This is a genomic window from Flavobacterium pallidum, assembly GCF_003097535.1.
GTDB lineage: Bacteria > Bacteroidota > Bacteroidia > Flavobacteriales > Flavobacteriaceae > Flavobacterium > Flavobacterium pallidum.
The window spans coordinates 2,200,660-2,222,960 of record NZ_CP029187.1 but is presented as its reverse complement, the minus strand read 5'-3'; the positions used below and the strand labels follow the sequence as shown (position 1 = coordinate 2,222,960).

Sequence of the window (22,301 nt, the reverse complement as noted above, 5' to 3'; positions counted from 1 at the left end):
AATATATATTTGAGGCAAAACCCAAAACAATGAAACACTGGCTATTGCTGCTGGCTGTAAGCTTGATTTCCCCGGCTTACTGTCAGACCGACTACACTTTCATCTACGACAATGAGGCAATTATAGAAAAAGGAAATGTACTGCATGACGATCAGAAATATGAGGCCGCCATAGCAGAATACGACCGTATCGTCAGCTATGACCCGCTCTTCCTGAAAGCACAGTATGAAAAAGCACTGACGCTTTCGGCGATGAAAAAATATGTCGAGGAAGCCGCATTATTATCAGGCCTTTACCAAAAAGGCAGTTTTCCTGACATGCCTATGCTTTATATCGCTTATGGAAATCTGTTAAGCGAACAGAAAAAATTCGAAGAATCTGAAAAAATCTACATCGAGGCTGAAAAGACAATCCCGGATTCCCCAAGCCTGCTGTATAATTTTGCCGTGATGTACATTCGTTGGGAAAAGCAGCAGCAAGCCGTAGAATATTTAGAGAAAACCATCAACATTTCACCATATCACAGCAATTCACATTACATCCTGGGCCTGCTGGCTTATGAAAACGGAAAAATTGTCGAAGGTTCACTGGCCATGATAACCTATCTTATTCTTGATCCTGGAGGCATCCATGCCGGTGATGCTGTTTTGAAGCTGAACCAGAAATACGGGCAGAATTTCCTTGAAAAACCACGCGTCACTTTCTCTAAATCGGGTGATCATTTTGAAGAACTCGAAACCATCCTCCGCAACCAACTACCACTTAACAAAGCCTATAAAATCCAGTCGGATATTGATGATGTATTGACCAGGCAGGTACAGGCCATAGCCGAATATGTTAGCCAGGATCACAAGATGGGCGACGGTTTTTTTGAAAACACCTACATCCCGTGGATTAAGGATATGGTGGCAAAAAAACAGTTCGAAGCTTATACATACTACATGCTTCAAAGCAAGAAAGACAATCTGGGTAAAAAAATCACTTCGAAGAAGAAGATGATAGAGGACTTCAGCAGGAATTATATCGGCAACGATTTCTGGGCAGTTTTTTCAAAAAGAAAAATGGAGCATTTCGGTAAAATGCAAACCGTAAATATTGCGTACAAGGACCGTTTCCCTTTTACAATAGGGGCATTTATCGACGGCAAAAACGAAGGGCCGTACAAGATGGTCAATCATGAAGGAATCGTCATTGGGGAACTGAACCTTAAAAACGGCGAACTTGACGGCATCCAGAAATATTATTCCAAAGGAAAACTCACCAAAGAAACAACCCAAATCCAGGGCAGGCGCAACGGCATCGAAAAAGAATACTACCCGAACGGGAACCTTAGCGTAGTCGCTAATTATAAGGACGATCAATATGACGGCCTTGCCACTACGTATCACCTTAACGGCGGAAAGCAATGCGAGGTCAGCTACAAAAACGGCGATATTGACGGTACCACTACGTGCTATTATCCTAACGGGACAAAGAAGTCGACAGCCAATTACAGCAACGGCCAGCTCAATGGCGTCTACGCTTATTACAACGAAGCGGGCGACCTCACTGAAACCGGAAACTACAAAAATGGCGAACTCGACGGGCAGTACGCCGAATACTATGACGGCCGGATCATTAAGGCCGAAACGGCGTACATTAACGGTAAAGCCCAGGGCACCTACAAATCCTACTATGAAAACAAATCCCCGAAAAGGGTCGTGGAGTATGACGGCGTAAAATTGAAATTGGTCACTGATTATTATCAAAATGGCAATAGGCAATCTGTGAATCATTACAATAGCAAAGGGGATCTCGAAACCATTGATTACTTTGATGTGGACGGAAATTTATATTTACAGGACAAATTCAAATCGGATAATTTTAAAAGCAGCCTGCAATTCACCAAAGCAAACCCGAAACCTGTTGAAATCAATTCTGATAAGAAAACCTTCACGATCAAAAATTTCAATGGCAATATCCGAAGCAGCGGCGGCTATGAAAAAAATATGAAGCAAAACGAATGGCGCTATAATTACAACAATGGCAACATCAAATGCATTGAAAATTTCAAAAACGGATTGGTACAGGGGCTTGTTTACAATTATGATGAGAACGGCAACAAAACTTCGGTTGTGAATTATGTGAACGATACCATCAACGGACTTTACGAAGTTTATAAAGACGGTATACTGAAAAGGACGCTGACCTATAAAAACGGAAAAGCTACCGGTCCGCAACTCGGGTTTTACAATGACGGTAAAATGGCTACAACACGTTTTTATGAAAATGATGAGCTGAATGATGAAGGCTATGACTACTGGCAAAGCGGCAAATTCTCCACCAAAATAAAATACCACAACGGAGAAGCGATGTCCATCGATTTCTTCGATCCTTCCGGCACCAGACAATATACACTGGATTATAAAAACGCTACGGGAACAATCCACTACAGGCGGTCTGACAATCTGGATGTGAGCACCACCCTGATCAATGGCGCTTTAAACGGATTGAACATTACCAAAGACAAGTCCGGAAAAACGACTTATGAAAGCGAGTACATCAATAATGTAAGGCATAAAAAAGCCATAATGTATGGGCCGCTAAACCTCCCGTTGTATGAAATTACATTTTACTGCGGCAAGGAAAATGGCATGGCCAGATATTACGACCTGGCGGGGAACCTGCGGCTTGCCAACGATTATGCGTTTGGAGAAGACAACGGTACCATTACGCGTTACTACCACAATAAGCAAAAACAGTACGAGCACCAGTCCCTGAACGGGGTTAAGGATGGACCGCTTACTTATTTCAACCAAAAGGGCGAACCGCTGCTGATCCTCGGTTATGTAAACGACGAACTTGAATACTACATCCGACGTGGTAAAACCGGCCAGCTCGATGAAAAGGTGGTGATTGAAAATGGCACCGCAGATATCGTTTCCAATTATGCAAACGGAAAAACCGCTGCTAGGCTGGGTTTTGAAAAAGGCGCCTTAAACAACAAATACCAGATTTTTGGCGAGGATGGAAAGCTGCAGATTGAAGCGATGTATGATAAAGGACTTCTTCAGGGAAGCCGCACAGAATATTTCAGCAACGGAAACGTTTATAAAAAGGAAAGTTTCAAAAACAATGATTACGAAGGCATTCAGGAATATTACACTGAGGACGGAAAACTTCGCCTGAAGGCCGCATATCAAAACGATGAATTACACGGCAATACAGAGATTTATGAAAATGGCAAATTATCGGTTACAAAAAAATATGACTCGGACGAACTCATTGACATCATCAAATAAATATTTCACATTCGCTTTCCTTATAGCCTCCGTAGTTTCGCATGCGCAGCTCTCGCTCGCAGAATATAAAAAAGCCTGGCCCGACTTCAACGAAATCATCCTTGAGGAAAGCCTGGTGTACGATTTCTCCATCAAGGATAAAAAACTGAAAGTGATACAGGATAATCATTATGAATCGATGATTTTGTCCGAAAACGGCATCCTTAACAACGAGGAAAGCTTTACGTATTCGGAATTGGTGAAACTGAAAAGTTACGATGCGTATTCCGTTGTAAGCAACAACGGAAAGGAAAAGAAAATCAAGGTAACGCAGTCCAATGAAAAACTGGCGCGTGACAATTCCGTTTTTTACAATGATGTGAAAGAGCGTCAGTTGATTTTCCCAAACCTGGAAACAGGTGCCAGAAAAGTTTACGATTACCAAACCGAATTCCTGGATCCGTTTCTGCTGCAGAAGTTCATCTTTGGCAACAGCCTGCCTATTAAGAATTCGACGCTGGAAATCCATACCGAAAAAGACATCAATATCGGTTACAAAATCTTTAACGACCCAAACAATTCCATTGCTTTCACCAAATCAGAAAAGAAAGGGAAATGGGTCTATAAATGGACATTGACGGATATAAAGCCACTCAAATTCGAATCGAATTCGCCCGGTTACCTGTACGTCGTGCCGCATATCGATGTGTATATTAAGGATTATACAGTCGACAAAACCAGCATTCCCGTGCTCGATGACATCCCAAAGCTTTTCAATTATTATAAAGGTTTCGTAAAAAACCTGAACAAGACCGAAAACAGCGAACTCAAGGCCATCACGACGAACTTGACTTTCGGAATGGCTTCAAATAAGGATAAAATGAAAGCCATCTTTTATTGGGTAAAGGACAACATCAAATACATCGCTTTTGAGAACGGTTATGAAGGCTTTATCCCAAGAGAAGCGGGACTGGTTTGCGAGCGGAAATTCGGTGACTGTAAAGATATGGCCAGTATTATCACAGCCATGGCCCATTATGCCGGTGTCAATGATGTTTCGGTATCCTGGATCGGCACACGCAGCATTCCGTATTCGTATGAAGAGCTTTCCACGCCGGCTGTCGACAACCATATGATTGCCGTTTTTAAGGATGGCGGCGAATATGTTTTCCTGGATGGCACAGATAAGGAAACGCGTTATGGCATCCCAACTGCTTTCATACAAGGAAAAGAAGCGCTGTACAATGATGGCGAAACCTACAAAATCATTCCCGTTCCGGTGGTTCCCGCCGAAATGAATGAAATTCATGAAGAACTGGCACTCAAAATCGACAACAACAAACTCACCGGAACCGGAAAGGTAGAATACCAGGGTTTCAGCCGCAGCAGCGTATTGTCGCAAATGGGAGATGCCGTAAATAAGACCCGTTTTGACATGGTGAAAAGCCTGGTGCTGAAAGGCAATAATAAATTCAGCCTCATCGATTACAAGGAAAATAATGTGAAAGACCGCGACCAGCCATACCGCATTGACTTCAATTTTAACCTGGACAATTACATCATTAAGATGGGCAGGGAAATGTATGTGAATATGTACCTTGATAAAGCTTTTGAAAAACTGACCATCGAAAAGGACCGCATTGCAAAATATGAGTTTGATTTCCTGATGTACACCAACAGTGCTTATAAACTGGAAATCCCTGCGAATTATTCCGTAAAATCACTTCCGCCGGCGTTCAGCATGGACAACGACTATTTCAAAGCCGACTTTTCGCATGAAGTCCGCGATAACAATGTCGCTTTAACCATAAAATTGAAACAGAAAAAAATATTGCTCGACAACACCGATTTCGAAAAATGGAACGAGAGCATCCGTAAACTAAAAAGTGCCTACAACGAAACCATCATCTTACAGGAAAAATAAACATGAAAACATTCCCAAAAACACTTTATCTTTTTATCGCTTTGATGAGCAGCACCATGTTCTTCGCGCAGGATTATGCCTTCAAGGACTACGAATGGGATGAAAAAGCCAAAAAAATCGAAATCCCCGAACGATATAAAAACGAAAATGAGGTCATCCTCAAACGCGTCATCAAGACCGAATTGTCTGTTATTGACAATAAAGCGATGCAGTTCCACCTGATCCACGACCAGACGTACATCAATTCTGATGATGCCATCGAGCGCAACAACAGGATTTACATCCCTTTCAGCCAAAAAGAAAGCGTCATCACCACCAAAGCGCGCGTAATCCTCCAGAACGGCAAGATCATCCACCTCGATAAAAAGGACATTAAGGAGGAAACTGATGAGGAGCGTGGCGTAAAATACAATTATTTTGCCGTCAACGGACTTGAAAAGGGTGCCGTCATTGAAGTGATGTATGTGCTTAGGGAAATGCCCGAACTCGATGGCGAAACCATTAAGATGCAGGATGAATACCCGATAGCAGACCTGGATTTTGAGTTGATTTATCCTGAACATCTTGGTTTTAAGACGAAATCTTACAATGGCCTTCCGGAACCGGTGAAGGATGAGGCAAAATACAAGGGCAAAATCTCGTTATCGGTGAAGGTAAAAGACATTGCCGCGCTGAATGATGAAGAAAAATATTCGAATCGTGAAGTGATGCTCAAAATGCTGCGTTACAAACTCGACGAAAACCTGTACAACAATTCAAGGAATCTTTACAATTACAAAGAATTCGCCACAAATATCTACGAACGCTTTAATGCGGAGCTTACGAAGAAAGAGCAAAAATCCATCGACGATTTCTGCAAGTCGATCCCGAAATCCGATGATCCGCAGGAGCAGGTCTGGAACATCGAAAACAAAATCAAGAAAACCATCACCTACAACCGTTTTATTGAAACCAAGGAAACCATCAGCGAAATCATCGCTTCCAAACAAGCCAACCAAACCGACATCCTGAAACTGTACCTGAATGTATTCAGGAAATTCGGTATTGAAAACAATATGGTTTTCACGCTCAGCCGCTACAAACTGCCGTTCGACCCGGATTTTGAAAGTTATGAGAACCTGAACGACATGCTGTTCTATTTCCCGGCTATCAAAAAATACATCACGCCAACAGAAATCGAATTCCGCATGCCACTGTTCCCGCCGTCTTTAGGCAATAACAATGGCTTGTTCATCAAATCAAAGACGTTTGGCGGCGTCTCGATGGGTATCGGCGAGGTCGGATTTATCGAGCTTCCCGGTGCCGACGTTACCCATGATGTGATGGACATCACCGTGGATTTCACCGCCGATATGGACAGCCCGGTGATTTCGGATCGCATTGATTTCGGGGGATATGCCGCGCATAATTTCCAGCCTATCAAGGATTTCGCTTCCGCAGAACAGTATCAGTCCATCCTGAAAAGCGTCGCCGAAAACTATACCGTCGATGCAGAATACAAAACGCTGAAATCTGAAAATGACGGTACGGAATTTATCGGGAAAAAGCCGTTTACGCTGCTGGTTTCATTTGATGGTAAGGACCTCATCCAGAAAGCCGGGCCTAATTACCTGTTCTCGGCCGGGCTCGTCATCGGCAGGCAGATGGAATTGTATCAGGAAGACAAGCGCACACTTCCGGTAGAGATTGATTATCCGCATTCGTATACCCGAAAAATCCACCTTCTCTTGCCGAAAGGAGCCACAGTGCAGAATCTTGAAAAATTCAACATGGATTACAAGACCGTGATCAATGGAAAGACAGAAGCGGCCTTCACGAGCAAATACACTCAGAAAGGTGATGAAATCCTGATCGAAAACACGGAATATTACAACATCATCAATTATCCGCTCGATAAATTCGAGGAATATCGCGCCGTAATCAATGCTGCAGCCGATTTCAACAAAGTCGTGATCGTATTGAGTAAATAGCTGTAAACACACAAGTAACAACCATGGAATATAAAAATATAATCATACGCGAAGCCCTAACCCAGGATATTAAGCAAATTCAGGTTGTCCGAAACGCAGTAAAAGAGAATACATTATCTAATCCGGCATTGGTAAGCGATGCGGATTGTGAAGAATTCATCAATGTGCGCGGAAAAGGCTGGGTTTGTGAAATTGACGGAACCATTACTGGATTTTCCATCGTCGATATGAAAGACAAAAACATCTGGGCTTTGTTCCTGCATCCCGATTTTGAAAAGCGCGGCATCGGGCGGCGGCTACACGATGTGATGATGGATTGGTATTTTTCACAAACCAGGGAAAATGTATGGCTGGGAACTGCTCCGGGCACACGCGCGGAAACTTTTTACCGCATGTCCGGCTGGAAAGAAGTCGGTACACATGGAAAGGGTGAAATCAAATTTGAGATGGATTTTGATACGTGGATGCGTTTAAAGGCTGAAAACGTTTGATTTCCCAAAGATTTGTTAATATCCCGAATGCTTATTGTAGAAATAATGAGTTTTTGGCTAAATTTACGACACTAACAAATCCCCCTAAAAAATGTTCAGATTATTTCCGGATGAAGAATTCAGGGAAGTCACGGTTCCCTTTGATCTGAAACTCCGTTATGCAGTTTCCAACCACGGACGCCTCGTAAGTTTTACAGACGATCCAAAACAAGGAAAATTGCTTAAAGGCGGACTCTCAGATGGCTACAGGACACTGCATTGCAAAGTGCGTATCGACGGCCGGCTCGTAAATAAGAATATATTGCTTTACCGGTTGGTTGCCGAATTATTTATTCCGCCTCCATCACCCGAGCACAAACACATCCTGCACAAGGACCACGATCGTGCAAATGATCATGCAAAAAACCTGATTTGGGCCACATATGAAGAAAAGCTAGCGCACCATAGGGCCAGCCCACATGTGATTAAGGCCAAGGAGAAACTGATTGAATACAACATCAAATCTGATGGCAGGAAACTCAGTGTTACCAAAGTAATCCACATCAAGAAACTCCTGCAGGACCCTAACAGGAAAACGAGGCTGAAAATGATTGCCAAACAATTCGGTGTCAGCGAAATGCAGATTCGCAGGATACAAAGCGGCGAAAACTGGAGCTCCGTTAAGATCTAAACCAAATCATTTAAACAATTAAACAGCGCTGGATTTACCGCGCTGTTTTTGTTTTGGGTTACTCGCAGCATTTGTTATATTCGTAAAAAAAATCACTGCTATGATTAAATATATAAGAACGGATTCCGAAAACCCGGATTTCATCGACCTGGTGTGCCTTCTTGATGCCGACCTCGCCATACGCGACGGAGAAGACCATGCATTTTACGCCCAGTTCAATAAGATTGCCACGCTGAAAAATGTTATAGTCGCTTATGAAAATCATGTAGCGGTAGGATGTGGCGCTTTTAAGGGATATACGCCCGATATAGTAGAAGTGAAACGGATGTTCGTTCCTGAGAAGCTACGCGGGAAAGGCATTGCGTCAGGACTGCTTTCTGAGCTTGAGGAATGGGTTAAGGAATTGGGCTATAAAGGTTGCATCCTCGAAACGGGCATTAAACAACCTGAAGCGATTGCGCTATATCATAAAAACGGTTATAAAATCATTCCGAATTTTGGACAATATGCCGGTATTGAGAACAGTGTATGCTTTGAAAAGAACCTATCCTGATGATGGCGAAACCTGAAGTCGACGCATTTATTGAAGCATTCCCGGAACACACACGCGAAATGCTTCAAAATGTCCGTAAAGCTATCCATAATGCAGCTCCCGATGCGGAAGAATATATCGGTTATATGATGCCCGCATATAAATTTCATGGCGCTTTGGTGTATTTTTCAGGCTATAAGAATCACATTGGATTTTATCCCGGTGCCGCAGGCGTGGCGTATTTCAAGGATGAGATCGCCAAATATAAGACGGCGAAAGGCTCCATCCAATTTCCGCTTGATGAACCTGTACCGGTAGATTTAATCGGGCGTATTGTCGCTTTCCGCGTCAGGGAAAATCTGGAAAAGGCAGCGGCCAAATCGAAAAAGACAAAATAGTTTTTACGTTTTCGCCCCAGTCTTTCTGTCCATTTCATACCAATTGCAGGTTTCACCATCTTCTTCAAAAGTGTTTGTGAAACGCAGCCCGGCTTTCTGCAATACTTTACCCGAATTGACATTTCCAATCATGGTATGCCCACAGATCTTATCGATATTCATTTCATTAAAACCATATGCGACGAAGGCTTTGGCACTTTCCGTAGCAAAACCTTTGCCCCAGAATTTCGGGATGAAACGGTAGCCTAAATCATAGAACTGACCGTAGCCGTTTTTATCCTTATCGAGTTTCAGTCCTGACCAGCCGATAAATTCATTGGTTTCCTTTAAGATAACTGCCCAACGCCCGATGCCGTTTTCTGCATATTGCGCCCTTATGAAATCAATAATCCCATAGACCTGCTCTAATGACGTTACCGGCCGATTCCCAAGATAACGGTTTACTTCCGGATCAGAATCGAGTTCGAACATTGCCGGCGCATCTGCAACAACAATTTCACGCATGAAAAGCCTTGGTGTTTCAATAAACTTCATCATGTGTCAAGGCTGTTGTTAAATTCGTCAATGGTATCTGCCACAAATCCATAATCATCTTCATGGATGTACAATTCGACGGCAAGGTCTGACGTGCCATAACCTCCCCAGATCGCCGATTGTATGTCGTCTTTTACAATGACACTAACCCCTTCAGACTCTATCATTTCCTTAAGCCGTAGTGCCAGGATTGCGCCGCCTTCAAAAACCCTCAGCAGCGCCATTATTCTTCGTCGTCCATTTCAAACCAAAATGGTTCAATCATGATCTTCTCGGCCAGGATTTCCACCTTTTCAGTAATATCAGAAGTAAAAAATAACCGCTGTGTCTTTTCAATACTCATAGAAAGGCGTTGCACAACGGCATCCATCCTGCTTTTGAACAATTTATCGGCATCATCAACCACAAAGATCTTAATGGTATTAAGGTTGAAACCAGCGGTTGAAAAAAGCATGTTGATCTTCTCCGGTGTTCCGATAAGGATGTCCAGCCCAAGTGAAATATGGTTTTTATCAAAATCGGTATCGCCTTTTTCATGCACGCCGAAAACCCTTAAATCCGTATAATTCCCGAGTTTCCGGAACAGTGTTGCCATTTCGATAACCTTATCTTTGTCCTGGACCAAAATTAACGCGCGCGTACTTTCGTCGGCTGCTTTCTCCAGTTTTTGGATAATATTGAGGACTATTGTGGTTGTTTTTCCTGACGCTTCCGCAGATTGTATGACCGCATCTGCGCCACTCTTGATCGTTGAAAAAGTTTCCGCCTGCAATTCGTTGGCTTCCGTAAGGCCGTTTTCAATCAACGCCTGTTTGAGGTTTGGGTTTATTTTCTTGAGTTCCATTAATATTTAAGCCATTTGAATAATTCCTTATAAGTTGGCTTCTTGCCATACATTAAAATGCCGACGCGGTAGATTTTGGCAGCAAACCAAACAACAAACAAGAATGTTGCGAATAATAACGTCAATGAAATAGCCAGTTCCCACCATGGCACGCCGAATGGAATACGCATCAGCATCACAATCGGTGAGGTCAATGGAATCATGGAGAACACCACTGCCACTGTCCCATGCGGGTCATTCAATACGCTGAAAAATCCAACGTATACGCCCAGCATCAGCGGTAAAATAATCGGTAAAAGGAATTGCTGCGAATCAGTTTCGCTATCGACTGCCGCACCGATGGAGGCATAAATCGAGCTGTAAAGGAAATACCCGCCAATGAAATACAGCAGGAAGAAAACCACCAATGACATCAAAGGCAAATCCAAAACAACATCAAGGTAGGAGAAAATCCCGCTGATGAATCCCGGTTGTGTTACGCTCATTGCACCGGTATCGATGCCAAAAACATTGGAAACCGTAAAGATCAATGTCCCTCCAATCACCGCCCAAATCAGGAATTGCAACACTCCGGCCAGCGAAGTCCCGATGATTTTGCCCATCATCAGCGTAAATGGTTTTACAGAAGAAATGATGATTTCAATGATGCGGTTCGTCTTTTCCTCAATCACGCTGCGCATGACCATGTTCCCATAAATGATGATGAACATCATGATCAGGTAACCGAATGCGGCACCAACGCCGATTTTAAGTTCATTCAAGCCTTTGATAGTAGCTTCTCCTGAAGATTTTACCAAATTGATATTGACTTTGGCCTCTGCATTTTTGATTTTTGCAATATCAAGCCCCATTTGTTCATAGTTCGATTTGGTGAGGCCTGCTCCGATGATGTCCTGTATATCAGCAATGAAACCCATGCTCGGGCTGTCGTTCGAAATGTATTGGATTTTACTTTGCAGTGCTGCGTTATCTGTTACCTTCGGAATGAAAATAATGCCTTCGTAACTTTCGGCAATCAGGCTGTCTTTGAGGATTTTCATATCGACAGATGAAAAATCGGCAAATTTATATTCGTCGGAATTCTTGAAATCCTTCACGAACAAACCGGTCTCATCGTGTACGGCGACGGTTTTTGCATCCGACTTCATCGTAGCTAAAAATGCTACGAACGATATCAGGCCTACAACGAGCAACGGACTTAAGAAAGTCATGACGATAAAGGATTTGTTGCGTACTTTGGCGATAAACTCCCTTTTTATAATTAAAGATAAGGTACTCATGTTTTGGTTATTTACGGCTGACGGTTTGGATGAAAATGTCGTTTACACTTGGGATTTTTTCCATGAAATGGGTTACCTGTCCGCGTTGCATCAGGATTTGCAGCAATTCGTTTGAAGGCGAGCTGCCAATCTGGATTTCGAGTTTCAGGTCGTCATTCAACGATTTGAAATCGGCCTGGCCTACAGTGAATTTCTGCGTCAGGTCATACATGAGTCCTTCTACATTCGAAGTCATGATCCCCACTTCGAAACTGTTGGTGCGGTGTTGTTTCTTGACATCGCTGAGCTTCCCCTCGATCAGTTTATTGGATTCATGGATCAATGCGATGTGGTCGCAAAGTTCCTCCACGCTTTCCATACGGTGTGTAGAAAATATGATGGTCGAGCCCTGCTTTTGGAGTTCGAGGATTTCGTCTTTAATCAGGTTCGCGTTTACTGGATCGAAGCCTGAAAACGGCTCATCGAAAATCAGCAATTTGGGTTTGTGCAATACACAGACGACAAACTGGATTTTCTGTGCCATCCCTTTGGAAAGTTCCTGGATTTTCTTGTCCCACCAGCCACGGATTTCCAGGCGGTCGAACCAGTATTCGAGCTGGGCTTTCGCTTCGGCTTTTGAAAGGCCCTTCATTTGGGCCAGGTACAGGCATTGCTCACCGACTTTCATCGTTTTATACAAACCTCGTTCTTCCGGAAGGTAACCGATATGCTGCACATGCTTTGGATTCAGCGGTTCTCCGTCGAGTAAAACGGTGCCACTGTCCGGCATGGTGATTTGGTTGATGATCCGGATCAGGGAAGTCTTTCCGGCACCGTTCGGCCCTAGGAGCCCGTAAATACTGCCTTTCGGGACGGAAATGGAAACTTCGTTTAAAGCAGTGTAATTGCCGTATTGCTTTACGACTTTATTCACTTCGAGTATATTGCTCATGCAGAAATTGATTTGTGTAAAAGTAGGGAATTCAAAGCGAAAAGGGAATCGGGCATCAAAAAAAAACCCACCCTTATTTGCACAAGGATGGGAAAAATTGCTATGAAAAAGAAATTACTAGTTACCTAGTAAAGTCCAAATATAATATTTTTTTAAATATCATGAAAACATATCCTTAACTTTTTCAAAAAAAGATTTTTCTGATTTTTCCGGGCTCGGAATGAAGTTTGGATCTGTAAGTGATTTCTCAAAAAACTGCTTTTGTTCCTTTGTAAGGTTCTTTGGCGTCCATACATTGATATGCACCAAAAGGTCTCCTGTACCATAACCATTGATACTTGGGATGCCTTTATTTTTAAGCCTCAGGATTTTCCCGGATTGGATTCCTTCTTCGAGTTTGATCCTGACTTTGCCATTTACAGCCTCGATATCCTTCGAAATCCCTAAAGCCGCTTCTGCGATGCTGATGTATAAATCAAGGTGCAGGTTCTCCCCTTCCCTTTTCAAAGTTTCGTGTTCAAGTTCTTCAATCGCAACAATCAAATCACCCGGAATACCATTGCCGGGCGCATCGTTACCTTTGTTCGCCACTTTCAACTGCATGCCGTCGGTTACCCCTGCCGGAATCTTAATGGATACGGTTTCCTCCTGGGAGATCATCCCATGCGCATCGGCATTGTTTGGTTTGCTTTCTATAATCTGCCCGGCACCGCCACAGGCATTACAGGTTGATGCGGATTGCATCCTTCCCAGTATCGTATTGGTTACACGCATCACCTGGCCCGTACCGTTACAGGTTGGGCAGGTTTTATATTTGACCCCTGGCGCCTGTACATTACGCTTTACCTTTATCTTCTTTTCGACACCGTTCGCCACTTCTTCGAGCGTGAGTTTCACTTTAATGCGAAGATTGCTTCCCTTAACCCTGCGTTGGCCTCCGCCTCCGCCACCAAATCCGCCGAAACCGCCGCCAAATCCGCCAAAAATATCACCAAACTGGCTGAAAATATCATCCATGTTCATTCCGCCGCCGCTGAAACCGCCACCGCCGTCAAAAGCCTGATGGCCAAATTGATCGTACTTTGCTTTTTTCTGCGGATCGCTTAATATTTCATAAGCTTCGGCTGCAGCCTTGAAGTTTTCTTCAGCCTGCTTGTCGCCGGGATTCTTATCGGGATGGTATTCAATGGCTTTCTTGCGATATGCTTTCTTGATTTCAGCAGCATCGGCCCCTTTTGAAATGCCTAATATTTCGTAATAATCTTTCTTCATCTTTGTCTTGTATTAACGGGAATATTATTGGCCGGTTACGACTTTCGGGAAACGGATGATACGGTCTCCGAGTTTGTATCCTTTCTCTATCACATCTACAATCTTGCCTTTTAAATTAGGGGAAGGCGAAGGAATCTGTGTGATGGCTTCCGCTATATCCGCATCGAAAATATCTCCCGCTTTAATCGACACTTCTTCCAGACCTTTTGAAACCAAAGTGTTTTTAAGTTTTTCGTGGATTAGTTCAACACCACGCAGTAAAACATCGTCTTCCGACTTTTTAATTTCTGCCATGGCACGGTCAAAATCATCCAAAACCGGCAGCATCGACTGCAATACGTCCTGATTGGCCGTTTTATACAGCTCGATACGCTCTTTGGCAGTTCTTTTTTTGTAGTTTTCAAATTCGGCAAAAAGGCGCAGGAACTTATCTTTTTCGTTGGCAAGATCTTTTGCCATCTGCTCTTCAGGTGTCAGTTCCTCAATAATGAGTTGTTCGCCGTTAGCATTGTTTTCAATTGTAGTTTCATCCAACTCCTGCTCGTTTTCGTTGATTTCGGTGTTCATTTTTGCTTTATTTTTAAAAATATCCCTGAATGTCTTTTTCATCGGTGAGGCTGTCAGCAAAAGTATTGCCAAAGCTGTTAAAAATGTCAAATTGTCACCAAACCGGACATTGTAAATTTCCGCAAAAGTAAGTAAAGCAAACCAACGGGCATAAAAAAATCCGCTTAAAGCGGATCAGGCATGAACAAGCAAGGCATGCAAAGCTTTTTCCAGGTAATCGTATTGAAACTGATAGCCATTATCACGGACCTTTGTGGAACTCACATTCTGGCTCGAAAATAAAATCGTATGCATTTCCCCCAAAACCAATTGCATCAGGAATTCCGGGATATTGGGCATAAAGAACGGCTTATGGAGTGTATCGGCTATTGTTCTCATCAGTTCTTTATTTGTTACGGCATGCGGTGCTACGGCATTGAAAGCGCCGGTCCACTCTTGTTCGGCTGCCATACGGTAAATCCCAACCAGATCACTGATATGAATCCAGGACTGGTATTGTTTGCCGCTTCCGAAAGGAGAACCAAGCCCGAATTTCACCGGCTTTACCATTTCCATCAGCGCGCCGCCTTTGTCTGATAATACGATTCCTGTGCGGATTTTGGCCACCTTTATATTAAGGAGCCTGAATTTATCGGCGACCTGTTCCCATTTTTCAACCACATAACCCAGAAATCCTTCATCGACTTCTTTCGTTTCTTCTGTATAAATATTCTTAAGACGGTCAGGATAAATGCCGATAGCAGATGCTGAAATGAGGTGTTTTACCTGATGGGGGTGGTTTTTCAGCGTACTGAACAATAGGTTTGCCGATAAGACGCGGCTTTCGATGATTTCCTGTTTGTACTTTTTTGTCCATCGTTTACTGATGCTGGCGCCTGCCAGGTGGATAATTGTTTCTATGCCTTCGATTGCACGATCATCTATTTTACCTTTTTCAGGATTCCAGTAAAATCCTCTGTAGTGGGGTTCCGAGGCCAGCTTTTCATTTGAAGTACTGAGGTAATGTATATGATGCCCATGTTTTAAAAGCGTCGAGACAAGTTCGCTCCCGATCAGGCCTGTCGCTCCGGTAATAAGGATCTTCATGTCGTAAGGTTTTCCCAAATTTACATTTGTAATCTTGAAAACGAAAGTTAATTGGCGTGGCTTTAACGTTGGCTTACGGCTTTGCTTTGACTGTCCATTCGAATTCCATTTCAGAAACAATTATGTCATCTTCATTCGTACCGATGGATTTAAGCCACATGGTTTGCGGTTCTCCTGTAACGATGGCTTTTTGGATGGTTTCACTGACCATTTGACCATCACTACATATAAAGGTAATGGTTCCGGTGGCTTTTTTAGAGAAACTGCTCTTTGACGAAGCGACCAGCATGGAAACATTTCTTTGTGAGGTTTTAATATACATCATCACCAGCGAACCAGTGGACAATTCGGCTGCCATGGCCTGCACTGCGAAGTACATGGAACGAAATGGATTCTGGTTTATCCACCGGTAACGGACGGACACTTTGCAAAAATCGGGCGTAATTTCCTTCGCACGCACCCCGCAAAGATAAGCTGAAGGCAATTTCGCGAATACGAACAAATTAATTTTAAACGGCGTAAAGTCCATATATCATTGGTATTTCTGTAAATATAAGCATAAATACAATATGTTATAAATGTTAATATTTTGTTAATATAAACTACTTTGTATTGCATAATACCATTCTTTAACCTTATCTTTGTATAAGAAATTAATAGCTTATCAATAGTAATGTAAGGAATCAGAGTTTCAATCATCATCAAAACCAGATTAATCAAAAAAATCATGCAAACAACAAATTACAACTCGACAGCCAGCATCATGCACATGAGCACGTTTTCACAATATTTGTTTCCATTCGGGAATTTTATTTTCCCGGTAATCATCTGGAGCTCTATGAAAGAAAAATCGGAGTATGTAGACCAGCAGGGGAAAGAAGTGATCAACTTTCAACTCAGTGTTTTCATCTATCAGGTCGTGTTGGTTTTAACCGCCATCCCGATTTTTTTATGCACCGTACTGCAACATGTTGAATTTAATTCCGTCTTTCATGACAATGAGGTTTTCATCCACAGCATCAAGGGGTCTGATATTTCAGGAATTGTAATTTTCGCCATTGTAGCCGTAGTGTTGGCTGGTTTGCTTCAGTTGTTTGAGTTTTTTATGACCATTCTGGCCGCTGTAAAGACATCAAACGGGCTGGATTTCAAATATCCTTTATCAATCAAATTTTTAAAATAATCGTCGAAGTTTCAATCATCAAATTAAAATCAATCAATCAATCAATTTAATCATCAATTCAAAATCAATCATCATGTTAAAAATCACAACAACAATCGTTTTATTCTTAATCGGAATGTTAACACAGGCACAGGTTTCAGAAAACAGGACTATCACCGACTTTTCTAAAATCGAAGTAAAAAACGGAATCGCACTCAGTTATTCCAACGACCCAATCCCTTCCGCGAAAGTGGAAAGCGGCAGCAACGAAAACCTTAGCAACATCGTCATGGAAGTAAAAAACGGCACTTTAAAAATTTACACCGCCGACCAGAATCCTGTAAATGATGTAACGGTCTACGTCCACAACCATGGCATCAATGCCTTTTCAGCGTCATCAAAGGCGACCATTACGCTTCCGCAGATCGTGGAAACACGTTCGATGGACATCAGGCTTGCCACCGGTGCGAAATTTACCGGAATCGTGAAAGCCTCGGCAACCACGACGGTCAATGTATCTGATGATGCGGTCTTCAACGGACTCATCGAAACCGGCAGGCTTTCAGGGAATTTCACCGGAAATGCCAGTGTGGTGCTTGCCGGAAAAGTGTATGAAGCCTTTCTTTATGCCAACAACAACGCCATCATATCGGCCCGCAACCTCGATACCGAAAATACGGCAATCTTCGCTTCAGAGGCAGCCGCACTAAACATACACGCGGGGTCAAATATGTCGCTGAATATATCGGACACCGCAAAAGTGACTTATTCCGGCACACCGAAAAGCGTGAAATACAGCGAAGGCGCTTTGGCAACGATAAAAGACAAAAGCAAAGACGGGTTATCAGCAAATTAATGCACGAACCTGAAATGAATTAAAAAACAGCAAAGAAACTATGAATATTGAAAACACGAAAGCCCAAATGCGTAAAGGTGTTCTTGAGTTCTGCATCCTATCGGTCCTGAGGGAAAAAGATGCCTATACTTCGGAAATCCTGGATACCTTGAAAAACGCAAAACTGCTGGTGGTTGAGGGCACGGTTTATCCGCTGCTGACCAGGCTTAAAAACGACGGACTGCTCAACTATCGTTGGGAAGAATCAACTTCGGGGCCGCCACGGAAATATTATGGCCTGACCGAATTAGGACAAACATTTTTGAAAGAACTTAACGGCACCTGGACCGAATTATCCGATGCGGTGTCTATAATCACTAACCAAAATAATAAATAGTCATGAACAAAACGGTAAATATAAATTTAGGAGGGATGTTCTTCTACATCGATGAAGATGCCTACCAAAAGCTGTCCCGCTATTTTGACGCCATAAAACGTTCCTTGTCGAACTCGAACGGACAGGACGAGATCATCCGCGATATTGAAATGCGTATTGCAGAGCTGATTTCCGAAAAGCATACGAACCCTAAACAGGTGATCAGTCTGAAGGAACTCGACGAAGTCATCCAGATCATGGGACAACCGGAAGATTACCGTCTCGATAATGAAGACAATGACGGAACTGCAAAAAACAGCAATACATTTGACAGCAACCCGAACGGACCGGTAAAAAAGAAACTCTACCGCGACCGTGAACACGGAATGGTTGGCGGTGTACTGGCAGGATTAGGCCATTATTTCGGGGTGGATAAAGTTTGGTTGCGTATTGCTTTATTGCTGCTCGTATTTTTCTATGGCACTGGCATCCTGGCCTACATCATCCTTTGGATCGTAATGCCGGAAGCGGTAACTACCTCTGAAAAACTCGAAATGCACGGAGAGCCGATCACGATATCGAATATAGAAAAGAAAGTGCGCGAAGAATTTGACAATGTAGCGGAACGCATCAAGAATGCCGATTATGACAAGATGGGCAAGCAGGCTAAACATACCGCAGGCCAGTTCAGTACGTCAATCGGTGATGTGATCGTAAACATCTTCAAGGTATTTGCAAAAGTATTCGGGGTGATTCTGATCATCTGCTCCATTCCTGTGGTGATATCACTGTTGATTGGTGTCTTTACACTCGGCTCGATACACTTTATGCGTTATCCGTGGTCGGATTATATTGAAGCGGGGAACTTTTCAGAATACCCGATCTGGGTCTTTGGATTGCTTATGTTCTTCTCGATCGGGATCCCGTTTTTCTTCCTGGCGCTGCTTGGATTTAAATTACTGATCACCAATATGAGATCTATCGGAAGTGCTGCCAAATATACGCTGCTGGGATTATGGCTGGTATCAATCGGATTGCTGATTGCCATGGGAATCAATGAAGCTGTCGAAAGATCTGAAGAAGGCAGGGCAACACAAAAGCAAAGTTTTACGCTGAACCCGCAGGACACTTTACAGATTTCCTTTAAACATAATGATTTCTATGCACGCAACGTACACGACCGTGACGGAATCAAAATCACGCAGGATTCTACCGATGCGCCAGTGATGTATTCCAATAATGTACGCTTGTATATTGAAAAAACGAGCGAAGCTTCCCCATACATCTCGATTGAAAAACAGGCACGCGGCAACTCGGTTTCCAATGCGAGAAAAGTAGCGGAAAAAATACGTTACAGTTACAAAATCAGCGGAAATAAATTAATTTTGGATAATTATTGGCTGACAGATACTTCCAATAAGTTCCGTGACCAGGATGTAGAAGTGCACCTTTACCTTCCGGAAGGGACAAAGTTCAAGGCTGATGAAAGCGTCAGGGACTATGACAATTCGTATGATGAATTTTTCAACCTGCATTTCAGCTCGGACGAATATATTTACAAAGTGGAGCACGAACAGGTGAAATGCCTGAACTGCCCGGAAAATGAAAATGAATTTGGCGACGTTGCAGGCGCAGTGCAGGTAAGCAGCAACAGCGATACGATCACAACTGCAACAACGACGACGACTATCCGTGATGAAAACGGTAAAGTGATTATAGAAACCAAGACCCCTGCCCCACCTCCGGCGCCAGCAGCACCGGGAACAGGCGGCAAAGGCCTGACCACCGATAAAAACGGAACCATCATTAAAAAATAAAACCATGACCAAAGCAATCATCCTTTTGACTAAAATCATCCTGATAGCCGCCTTAAGCCTGCTGTTTGTTTCCTGCAGGTACAACATTAACTTAAATGACGGCGTGGAAGGCAGCGGAAACGTAATTATCCAAACCCGCAACGTTACCGAAAACTTTTCGGGGATCCGTACTGGTGGCGGACTTGAAGTGGTTGTCGAACAGGGCAACGCAGTGCAGGTGAAAGTAGAAGCCGATGACAACATCATGCCACTGGTCAAAACTGAAGTCCGCGACGGCGTGCTGGTTATCGAAACAGAGGGCAGTTTTTCCTCCCAAAACGGCCCGGTTATAACGGTAACCATGCCCAACATCAAGGAACTCAGCGTTGACGGTGGCGGAAACTTGCACAGCAACGGCACACTTATCAGTGACAGGCTGGTCCTGACTTCAGAAGGTGGTGCGAGTATGGACGTTAACGCAGAAGCCGATAAGCTTGTCATGGATGCCAGTGGCGGAGGCAACATCCATGCGCGTGGCAAGGCATTGGACGTCGAGGCGAATGCTTCCGGAGGCAGTCCGATAGATGCAGAGCAGCTGCAGGCGAATAATGTAAAGGCCGATGCAAGTGGCGGGGGCAGCATCTCCGTGTATCCGATATTGAGCCTTACTGCAGATGCAAGTGGCGGAGGCGGGATCAGTTACCACAAAATCCCAAAGCAGCTGAACAAGTCGGAGTCCGGCGGAGGCTGGGTTTCTGAACAATAATCTTTTTTAAAGTTAGTGAGAGCATCCGTTCCTTTTTGGGCGGATGTTTTTTTATGCCTCGTAATTGGTTTGAAATGCGGGAATATTGAACTTCGGATTCTGATTCGGTGGTTCGGGAATTAAAGGTATACACCATTAAATCTATGTTAAACCATTCCCTCTAACCGATTATTATTTTGAACTTTATGTAACAAAACGTTTAATCCAATAAAAAAAATCGACCATGGAAACGCAAATTATTGAGTTGGAAAAAAAATATTGGCAGGGTATGGAACGCCATGATTACGAAACGGTAAAGAACCTGACGCGGTTCCCCTGCATCGTGGCTGGAAAAAATGGGGTACAAAGTGTGGATGAAGCCTCCTTTAAGAAAATGTTCGACTCCGGTGCGGGTGCCAAAATAAAGGTCATGGAAATTTCCGGTGCCGAAACGCAGCTTATTGGCGACACAGCCATTATTGCTTACCTCATCACTCTAACCATAACAGGCGATGACCAAAAACCGCCTATGAAATGCGCCTGTACTTCTACATGGATAAATGAAAACGGTAACTGGATTTGTGCGATGCATACGGAATCAGACCTGGCACAGCAGTAATTATCCTATTCCCTGCTATATACTCTGCGCTTCTGATGTAGTAAAATTATTACTACATCAGGAGCGCAGATTTTTTATGAGGTGCAATAATCATCCGTTCCTAAACATTGCCAACTTTTCATATATTTGGCAAACCCAATCATACAAAAATGAAAAAAATTACATTTGCCCTGGTGCTGCTTTTGGTCAGCGGAATGGCTTTGGCACAAGGAAAAGAAAAGGTCAAAGGTTCGAAAATCGTTGTTATTGAACAAAAGCAGGTGGACACTTTTGACGGACTTGAAGTGCGTGACAACCTCGAAGTGTCGCTCATTAAAGGAGATAAAGCCGGCGTAGAACTCGAGGCCGACGACAACCTGCAATCGGCTTTGGGCATCAGCATGAACGGAAGCATGATCATACTGTCGATGGCGAAAGACATTACGGGCGAAAAGAAATTCAGCGTCCGGGTAACTTACACCGACAGCTTTAAAACCATCATTACCCGAAATGACGCTAAAGCCAATGCGCTGGAGGAAGTGAAACTTGATGACATAGCGTTCCAGTGTTTTGACAATTCCAAACTGTACCTGAATTTAGGTTGCAAATCCTTTTCGATTACGGCAGATGACAAATCGAAAGTGGAGTTGAATGCCAAAGCGGAAAGCGGGAATCTCGTGTTAAGTAAAAATGCCGAAATAAAAGCGTTGATTTCTGCTACTGCACTAAAATGTGATTTGTACCAAAAAGCATCGGCCAAAATCGAAGGCGATGTGATCGACATGATATTACGGATGGACAACAATGCTGCGTATACCGGCAAAAGCATGACTGTAAAGAATATGTCCCTAACAACTGAAGGTTATGTGAACTGCAGCGTGAATGCTGAAACGAGCTTAATCCTTGAAGCATCCGGCAGCTCAGAAGTCACGATTTACGGAGAACCGAAAATTGATTTGAAGAAATTTGCAGACAACGCGAAATTGATGAAGAAGGCTTTGAAATAGTTTTCAGTCACAGTCACAGTGCC

The 22,301-nt window shown here is 43.3% G+C and carries 23 protein-coding genes; 14 read left to right on the top strand and 9 right to left on the bottom strand.

All coding sequences use genetic code 11. The features are described 5' to 3' along the window. The first annotated feature begins 29 nt into the window (after positions 1-29). The 7 genes from HYN49_RS09035 to HYN49_RS09005 all read left to right on the top strand — a co-directional run bounded on the left by HYN49_RS09035 (position 30) and on the right by HYN49_RS09005 (position 9,245). Entirely contained in the window at positions 30-3,281 is a 3,252-nt protein-coding gene (locus HYN49_RS09035) for a toxin-antitoxin system YwqK family antitoxin (RefSeq protein WP_108903807.1), read from the top strand. Then, entirely contained in the window at positions 3,247-5,184 is a 1,938-nt protein-coding gene (locus HYN49_RS09030; RefSeq protein ID WP_181368936.1) for a DUF3857 domain-containing protein, read from the top strand. Before HYN49_RS09035 ends, HYN49_RS09030 begins: the two co-directional genes overlap by 35 nt. Positions 5,185-5,186: 2 nt before the next feature. Next, entirely contained in the window at positions 5,187-7,154 is a 1,968-nt protein-coding gene (locus HYN49_RS09025) for a DUF3857 domain-containing protein (RefSeq protein WP_108903805.1), read from the top strand. A gap of 23 nt (positions 7,155-7,177) precedes the next feature. Continuing rightward, positions 7,178-7,645: a GNAT family N-acetyltransferase gene (locus HYN49_RS09020; protein ID WP_245892153.1), complete on the top strand. Its 468-nt coding sequence runs from the start codon at positions 7,178-7,180 to the stop codon at positions 7,643-7,645. 91 nt (positions 7,646-7,736) lie between these two features. After that, entirely contained in the window at positions 7,737-8,315 is a 579-nt protein-coding gene (locus tag HYN49_RS09015) for an HNH endonuclease (protein WP_108903804.1), read from the top strand. A 100-nt stretch (positions 8,316-8,415) separates the two neighbouring features. Next, positions 8,416-8,868 carry a GNAT family N-acetyltransferase gene (locus tag HYN49_RS09010; protein ID WP_108903803.1) on the top strand — a complete coding sequence of 151 codons (453 nt, stop codon included), beginning with the start codon at positions 8,416-8,418 and terminating at the stop codon, positions 8,866-8,868. Further along, positions 8,868-9,245 (top strand): iron chaperone, encoded by a 378-nt coding sequence (locus HYN49_RS09005; RefSeq protein WP_219928743.1) that lies wholly within the window; start codon positions 8,868-8,870, stop codon positions 9,243-9,245. Before HYN49_RS09010 ends, HYN49_RS09005 begins: the two co-directional genes overlap by 1 nt. 3 nt (positions 9,246-9,248) lie before the next feature. Here HYN49_RS09005 and HYN49_RS09000 read toward each other — a convergent pair whose 3' ends face one another. From HYN49_RS09000 to HYN49_RS08960, 9 genes are all read right to left on the bottom strand, one after another. Continuing rightward, positions 9,249-9,782 (bottom strand): GNAT family N-acetyltransferase, encoded by a 534-nt coding sequence (locus tag HYN49_RS09000; RefSeq protein WP_108903802.1) that lies wholly within the window; start codon positions 9,780-9,782, stop codon positions 9,249-9,251. After that, entirely contained in the window at positions 9,779-10,003 is a 225-nt protein-coding gene (locus HYN49_RS08995; RefSeq protein WP_108903801.1) for a putative signal transducing protein, read from the bottom strand. The genes HYN49_RS09000 and HYN49_RS08995 overlap by 4 nt, the downstream gene beginning before the upstream one ends. After that, a complete protein-coding gene (locus HYN49_RS08990) occupies positions 10,003-10,623 on the bottom strand; it encodes a DEAD/DEAH box helicase (RefSeq protein WP_108903800.1) in 621 nt (206 codons plus the stop codon). Before HYN49_RS08990 ends, HYN49_RS08995 begins: the two co-directional genes overlap by 1 nt. Continuing rightward, on the bottom strand, positions 10,623-11,903 hold the full coding sequence (locus tag HYN49_RS08985) for an ABC transporter permease (RefSeq protein WP_108903799.1): 1,281 nt from the start codon (positions 11,901-11,903) through the stop codon (positions 10,623-10,625). The genes HYN49_RS08990 and HYN49_RS08985 overlap by 1 nt, the downstream gene beginning before the upstream one ends. A gap of 7 nt (positions 11,904-11,910) precedes the next feature. Beyond that, complete coding sequence (locus tag HYN49_RS08980; RefSeq protein ID WP_108903798.1) at positions 11,911-12,834, bottom strand: ABC transporter ATP-binding protein; 924 nt, start codon at positions 12,832-12,834, stop codon at positions 11,911-11,913. A gap of 159 nt (positions 12,835-12,993) precedes the next feature. Then, positions 12,994-14,106, bottom strand: a complete 1,113-nt coding sequence (gene dnaJ / locus HYN49_RS08975; RefSeq protein WP_108903797.1) for a molecular chaperone DnaJ — start codon at positions 14,104-14,106, stop codon at positions 12,994-12,996. 24 nt (positions 14,107-14,130) lie between these two features. Further along, positions 14,131-14,673, bottom strand: coding sequence for a nucleotide exchange factor GrpE (locus tag HYN49_RS08970; RefSeq protein ID WP_108905011.1), 543 nt, complete (start codon positions 14,671-14,673; stop codon positions 14,131-14,133). Between the two features lie 174 nt (positions 14,674-14,847). Then, a complete protein-coding gene (locus tag HYN49_RS08965) occupies positions 14,848-15,759 on the bottom strand; it encodes a TIGR01777 family oxidoreductase (protein ID WP_108905010.1) in 912 nt (303 codons plus the stop codon). A 73-nt stretch (positions 15,760-15,832) separates the two neighbouring features. Beyond that, the gene (locus HYN49_RS08960; RefSeq protein WP_108903796.1) at positions 15,833-16,288 is read right to left on the bottom strand and encodes a DUF4442 domain-containing protein; all 456 of its coding nucleotides are present in this window, start codon (positions 16,286-16,288) and stop codon (positions 15,833-15,835) included. A gap of 198 nt (positions 16,289-16,486) precedes the next feature. Here HYN49_RS08960 and HYN49_RS08955 point away from each other — a divergent pair, with 198 nt between their 5' ends. The 7 genes from HYN49_RS08955 to HYN49_RS08925 all read left to right on the top strand — a co-directional run bounded on the left by HYN49_RS08955 (position 16,487) and on the right by HYN49_RS08925 (position 22,278). Continuing rightward, positions 16,487-16,942 carry a DUF4870 domain-containing protein gene (locus HYN49_RS08955; protein WP_108903795.1) on the top strand — a complete coding sequence of 152 codons (456 nt, stop codon included), beginning with the start codon at positions 16,487-16,489 and terminating at the stop codon, positions 16,940-16,942. 73 nt (positions 16,943-17,015) lie between these two features. After that, entirely contained in the window at positions 17,016-17,777 is a 762-nt protein-coding gene (locus tag HYN49_RS08950; RefSeq protein WP_108903794.1) for a GIN domain-containing protein, read from the top strand. 40 nt (positions 17,778-17,817) lie between these two features. Beyond that, positions 17,818-18,153: a PadR family transcriptional regulator gene (locus HYN49_RS08945; protein ID WP_108370697.1), complete on the top strand. Its 336-nt coding sequence runs from the start codon at positions 17,818-17,820 to the stop codon at positions 18,151-18,153. Positions 18,154-18,155: 2 nt separating this feature from the next. Continuing rightward, positions 18,156-19,949, top strand: coding sequence for a PspC domain-containing protein (locus tag HYN49_RS08940; RefSeq protein WP_108903793.1), 1,794 nt, complete (start codon positions 18,156-18,158; stop codon positions 19,947-19,949). A gap of 4 nt (positions 19,950-19,953) precedes the next feature. Next, positions 19,954-20,694, top strand: a complete 741-nt coding sequence (locus HYN49_RS08935; protein ID WP_108903792.1) for a head GIN domain-containing protein — start codon at positions 19,954-19,956, stop codon at positions 20,692-20,694. Positions 20,695-20,917: 223 nt separating this feature from the next. Continuing rightward, positions 20,918-21,292: a nuclear transport factor 2 family protein gene (locus HYN49_RS08930; protein WP_108903791.1), complete on the top strand. Its 375-nt coding sequence runs from the start codon at positions 20,918-20,920 to the stop codon at positions 21,290-21,292. 149 nt (positions 21,293-21,441) lie between these two features. Further along, positions 21,442-22,278 carry a GIN domain-containing protein gene (locus HYN49_RS08925; RefSeq protein WP_108903790.1) on the top strand — a complete coding sequence of 279 codons (837 nt, stop codon included), beginning with the start codon at positions 21,442-21,444 and terminating at the stop codon, positions 22,276-22,278. Positions 22,279-22,301: the final 23 nt, after the last annotated feature.

What these genes read in the sequence shown, in the direction of transcription:
- HYN49_RS09035 (WP_108903807.1), top strand. Translation starts at nt 30, where the DNA reads ATGAAACACTGGCTATTGCTGCTGGCTGTAAGCTTGATTTCCCCGGCT.
- HYN49_RS09030 (WP_181368936.1), top strand. Translation starts at nt 3,247, where the DNA reads ATGACTCGGACGAACTCATTGACATCATCAAATAAATATTTCACATTC.
- HYN49_RS09025 (WP_108903805.1), top strand. Translation starts at nt 5,187, where the DNA reads ATGAAAACATTCCCAAAAACACTTTATCTTTTTATCGCTTTGATGAGC.
- HYN49_RS09020 (WP_245892153.1), top strand. Translation starts at nt 7,178, where the DNA reads ATGGAATATAAAAATATAATCATACGCGAAGCCCTAACCCAGGATATT.
- HYN49_RS09015 (WP_108903804.1), top strand. Translation starts at nt 7,737, where the DNA reads ATGTTCAGATTATTTCCGGATGAAGAATTCAGGGAAGTCACGGTTCCC.
- HYN49_RS09010 (WP_108903803.1), top strand. Translation starts at nt 8,416, where the DNA reads ATGATTAAATATATAAGAACGGATTCCGAAAACCCGGATTTCATCGAC.
- HYN49_RS09005 (WP_219928743.1), top strand. Translation starts at nt 8,868, where the DNA reads ATGATGGCGAAACCTGAAGTCGACGCATTTATTGAAGCATTCCCGGAA.
- HYN49_RS09000 (WP_108903802.1), bottom strand. Translation starts at nt 9,782, where the DNA reads ATGATGAAGTTTATTGAAACACCAAGGCTTTTCATGCGTGAAATTGTT.
- HYN49_RS08995 (WP_108903801.1), bottom strand. Translation starts at nt 10,003, where the DNA reads ATGGCGCTGCTGAGGGTTTTTGAAGGCGGCGCAATCCTGGCACTACGG.
- HYN49_RS08990 (WP_108903800.1), bottom strand. Translation starts at nt 10,623, where the DNA reads ATGGAACTCAAGAAAATAAACCCAAACCTCAAACAGGCGTTGATTGAA.
- HYN49_RS08985 (WP_108903799.1), bottom strand. Translation starts at nt 11,903, where the DNA reads ATGAGTACCTTATCTTTAATTATAAAAAGGGAGTTTATCGCCAAAGTA.
- HYN49_RS08980 (WP_108903798.1), bottom strand. Translation starts at nt 12,834, where the DNA reads ATGAGCAATATACTCGAAGTGAATAAAGTCGTAAAGCAATACGGCAAT.
- dnaJ (WP_108903797.1), bottom strand. Translation starts at nt 14,106, where the DNA reads ATGAAGAAAGATTATTACGAAATATTAGGCATTTCAAAAGGGGCCGAT.
- HYN49_RS08970 (WP_108905011.1), bottom strand. Translation starts at nt 14,673, where the DNA reads ATGAACACCGAAATCAACGAAAACGAGCAGGAGTTGGATGAAACTACA.
- HYN49_RS08965 (WP_108905010.1), bottom strand. Translation starts at nt 15,759, where the DNA reads ATGAAGATCCTTATTACCGGAGCGACAGGCCTGATCGGGAGCGAACTT.
- HYN49_RS08960 (WP_108903796.1), bottom strand. Translation starts at nt 16,288, where the DNA reads ATGGACTTTACGCCGTTTAAAATTAATTTGTTCGTATTCGCGAAATTG.
- HYN49_RS08955 (WP_108903795.1), top strand. Translation starts at nt 16,487, where the DNA reads ATGCAAACAACAAATTACAACTCGACAGCCAGCATCATGCACATGAGC.
- HYN49_RS08950 (WP_108903794.1), top strand. Translation starts at nt 17,016, where the DNA reads ATGTTAAAAATCACAACAACAATCGTTTTATTCTTAATCGGAATGTTA.
- HYN49_RS08945 (WP_108370697.1), top strand. Translation starts at nt 17,818, where the DNA reads ATGAATATTGAAAACACGAAAGCCCAAATGCGTAAAGGTGTTCTTGAG.
- HYN49_RS08940 (WP_108903793.1), top strand. Translation starts at nt 18,156, where the DNA reads ATGAACAAAACGGTAAATATAAATTTAGGAGGGATGTTCTTCTACATC.
- HYN49_RS08935 (WP_108903792.1), top strand. Translation starts at nt 19,954, where the DNA reads ATGACCAAAGCAATCATCCTTTTGACTAAAATCATCCTGATAGCCGCC.
- HYN49_RS08930 (WP_108903791.1), top strand. Translation starts at nt 20,918, where the DNA reads ATGGAAACGCAAATTATTGAGTTGGAAAAAAAATATTGGCAGGGTATG.
- HYN49_RS08925 (WP_108903790.1), top strand. Translation starts at nt 21,442, where the DNA reads ATGAAAAAAATTACATTTGCCCTGGTGCTGCTTTTGGTCAGCGGAATG.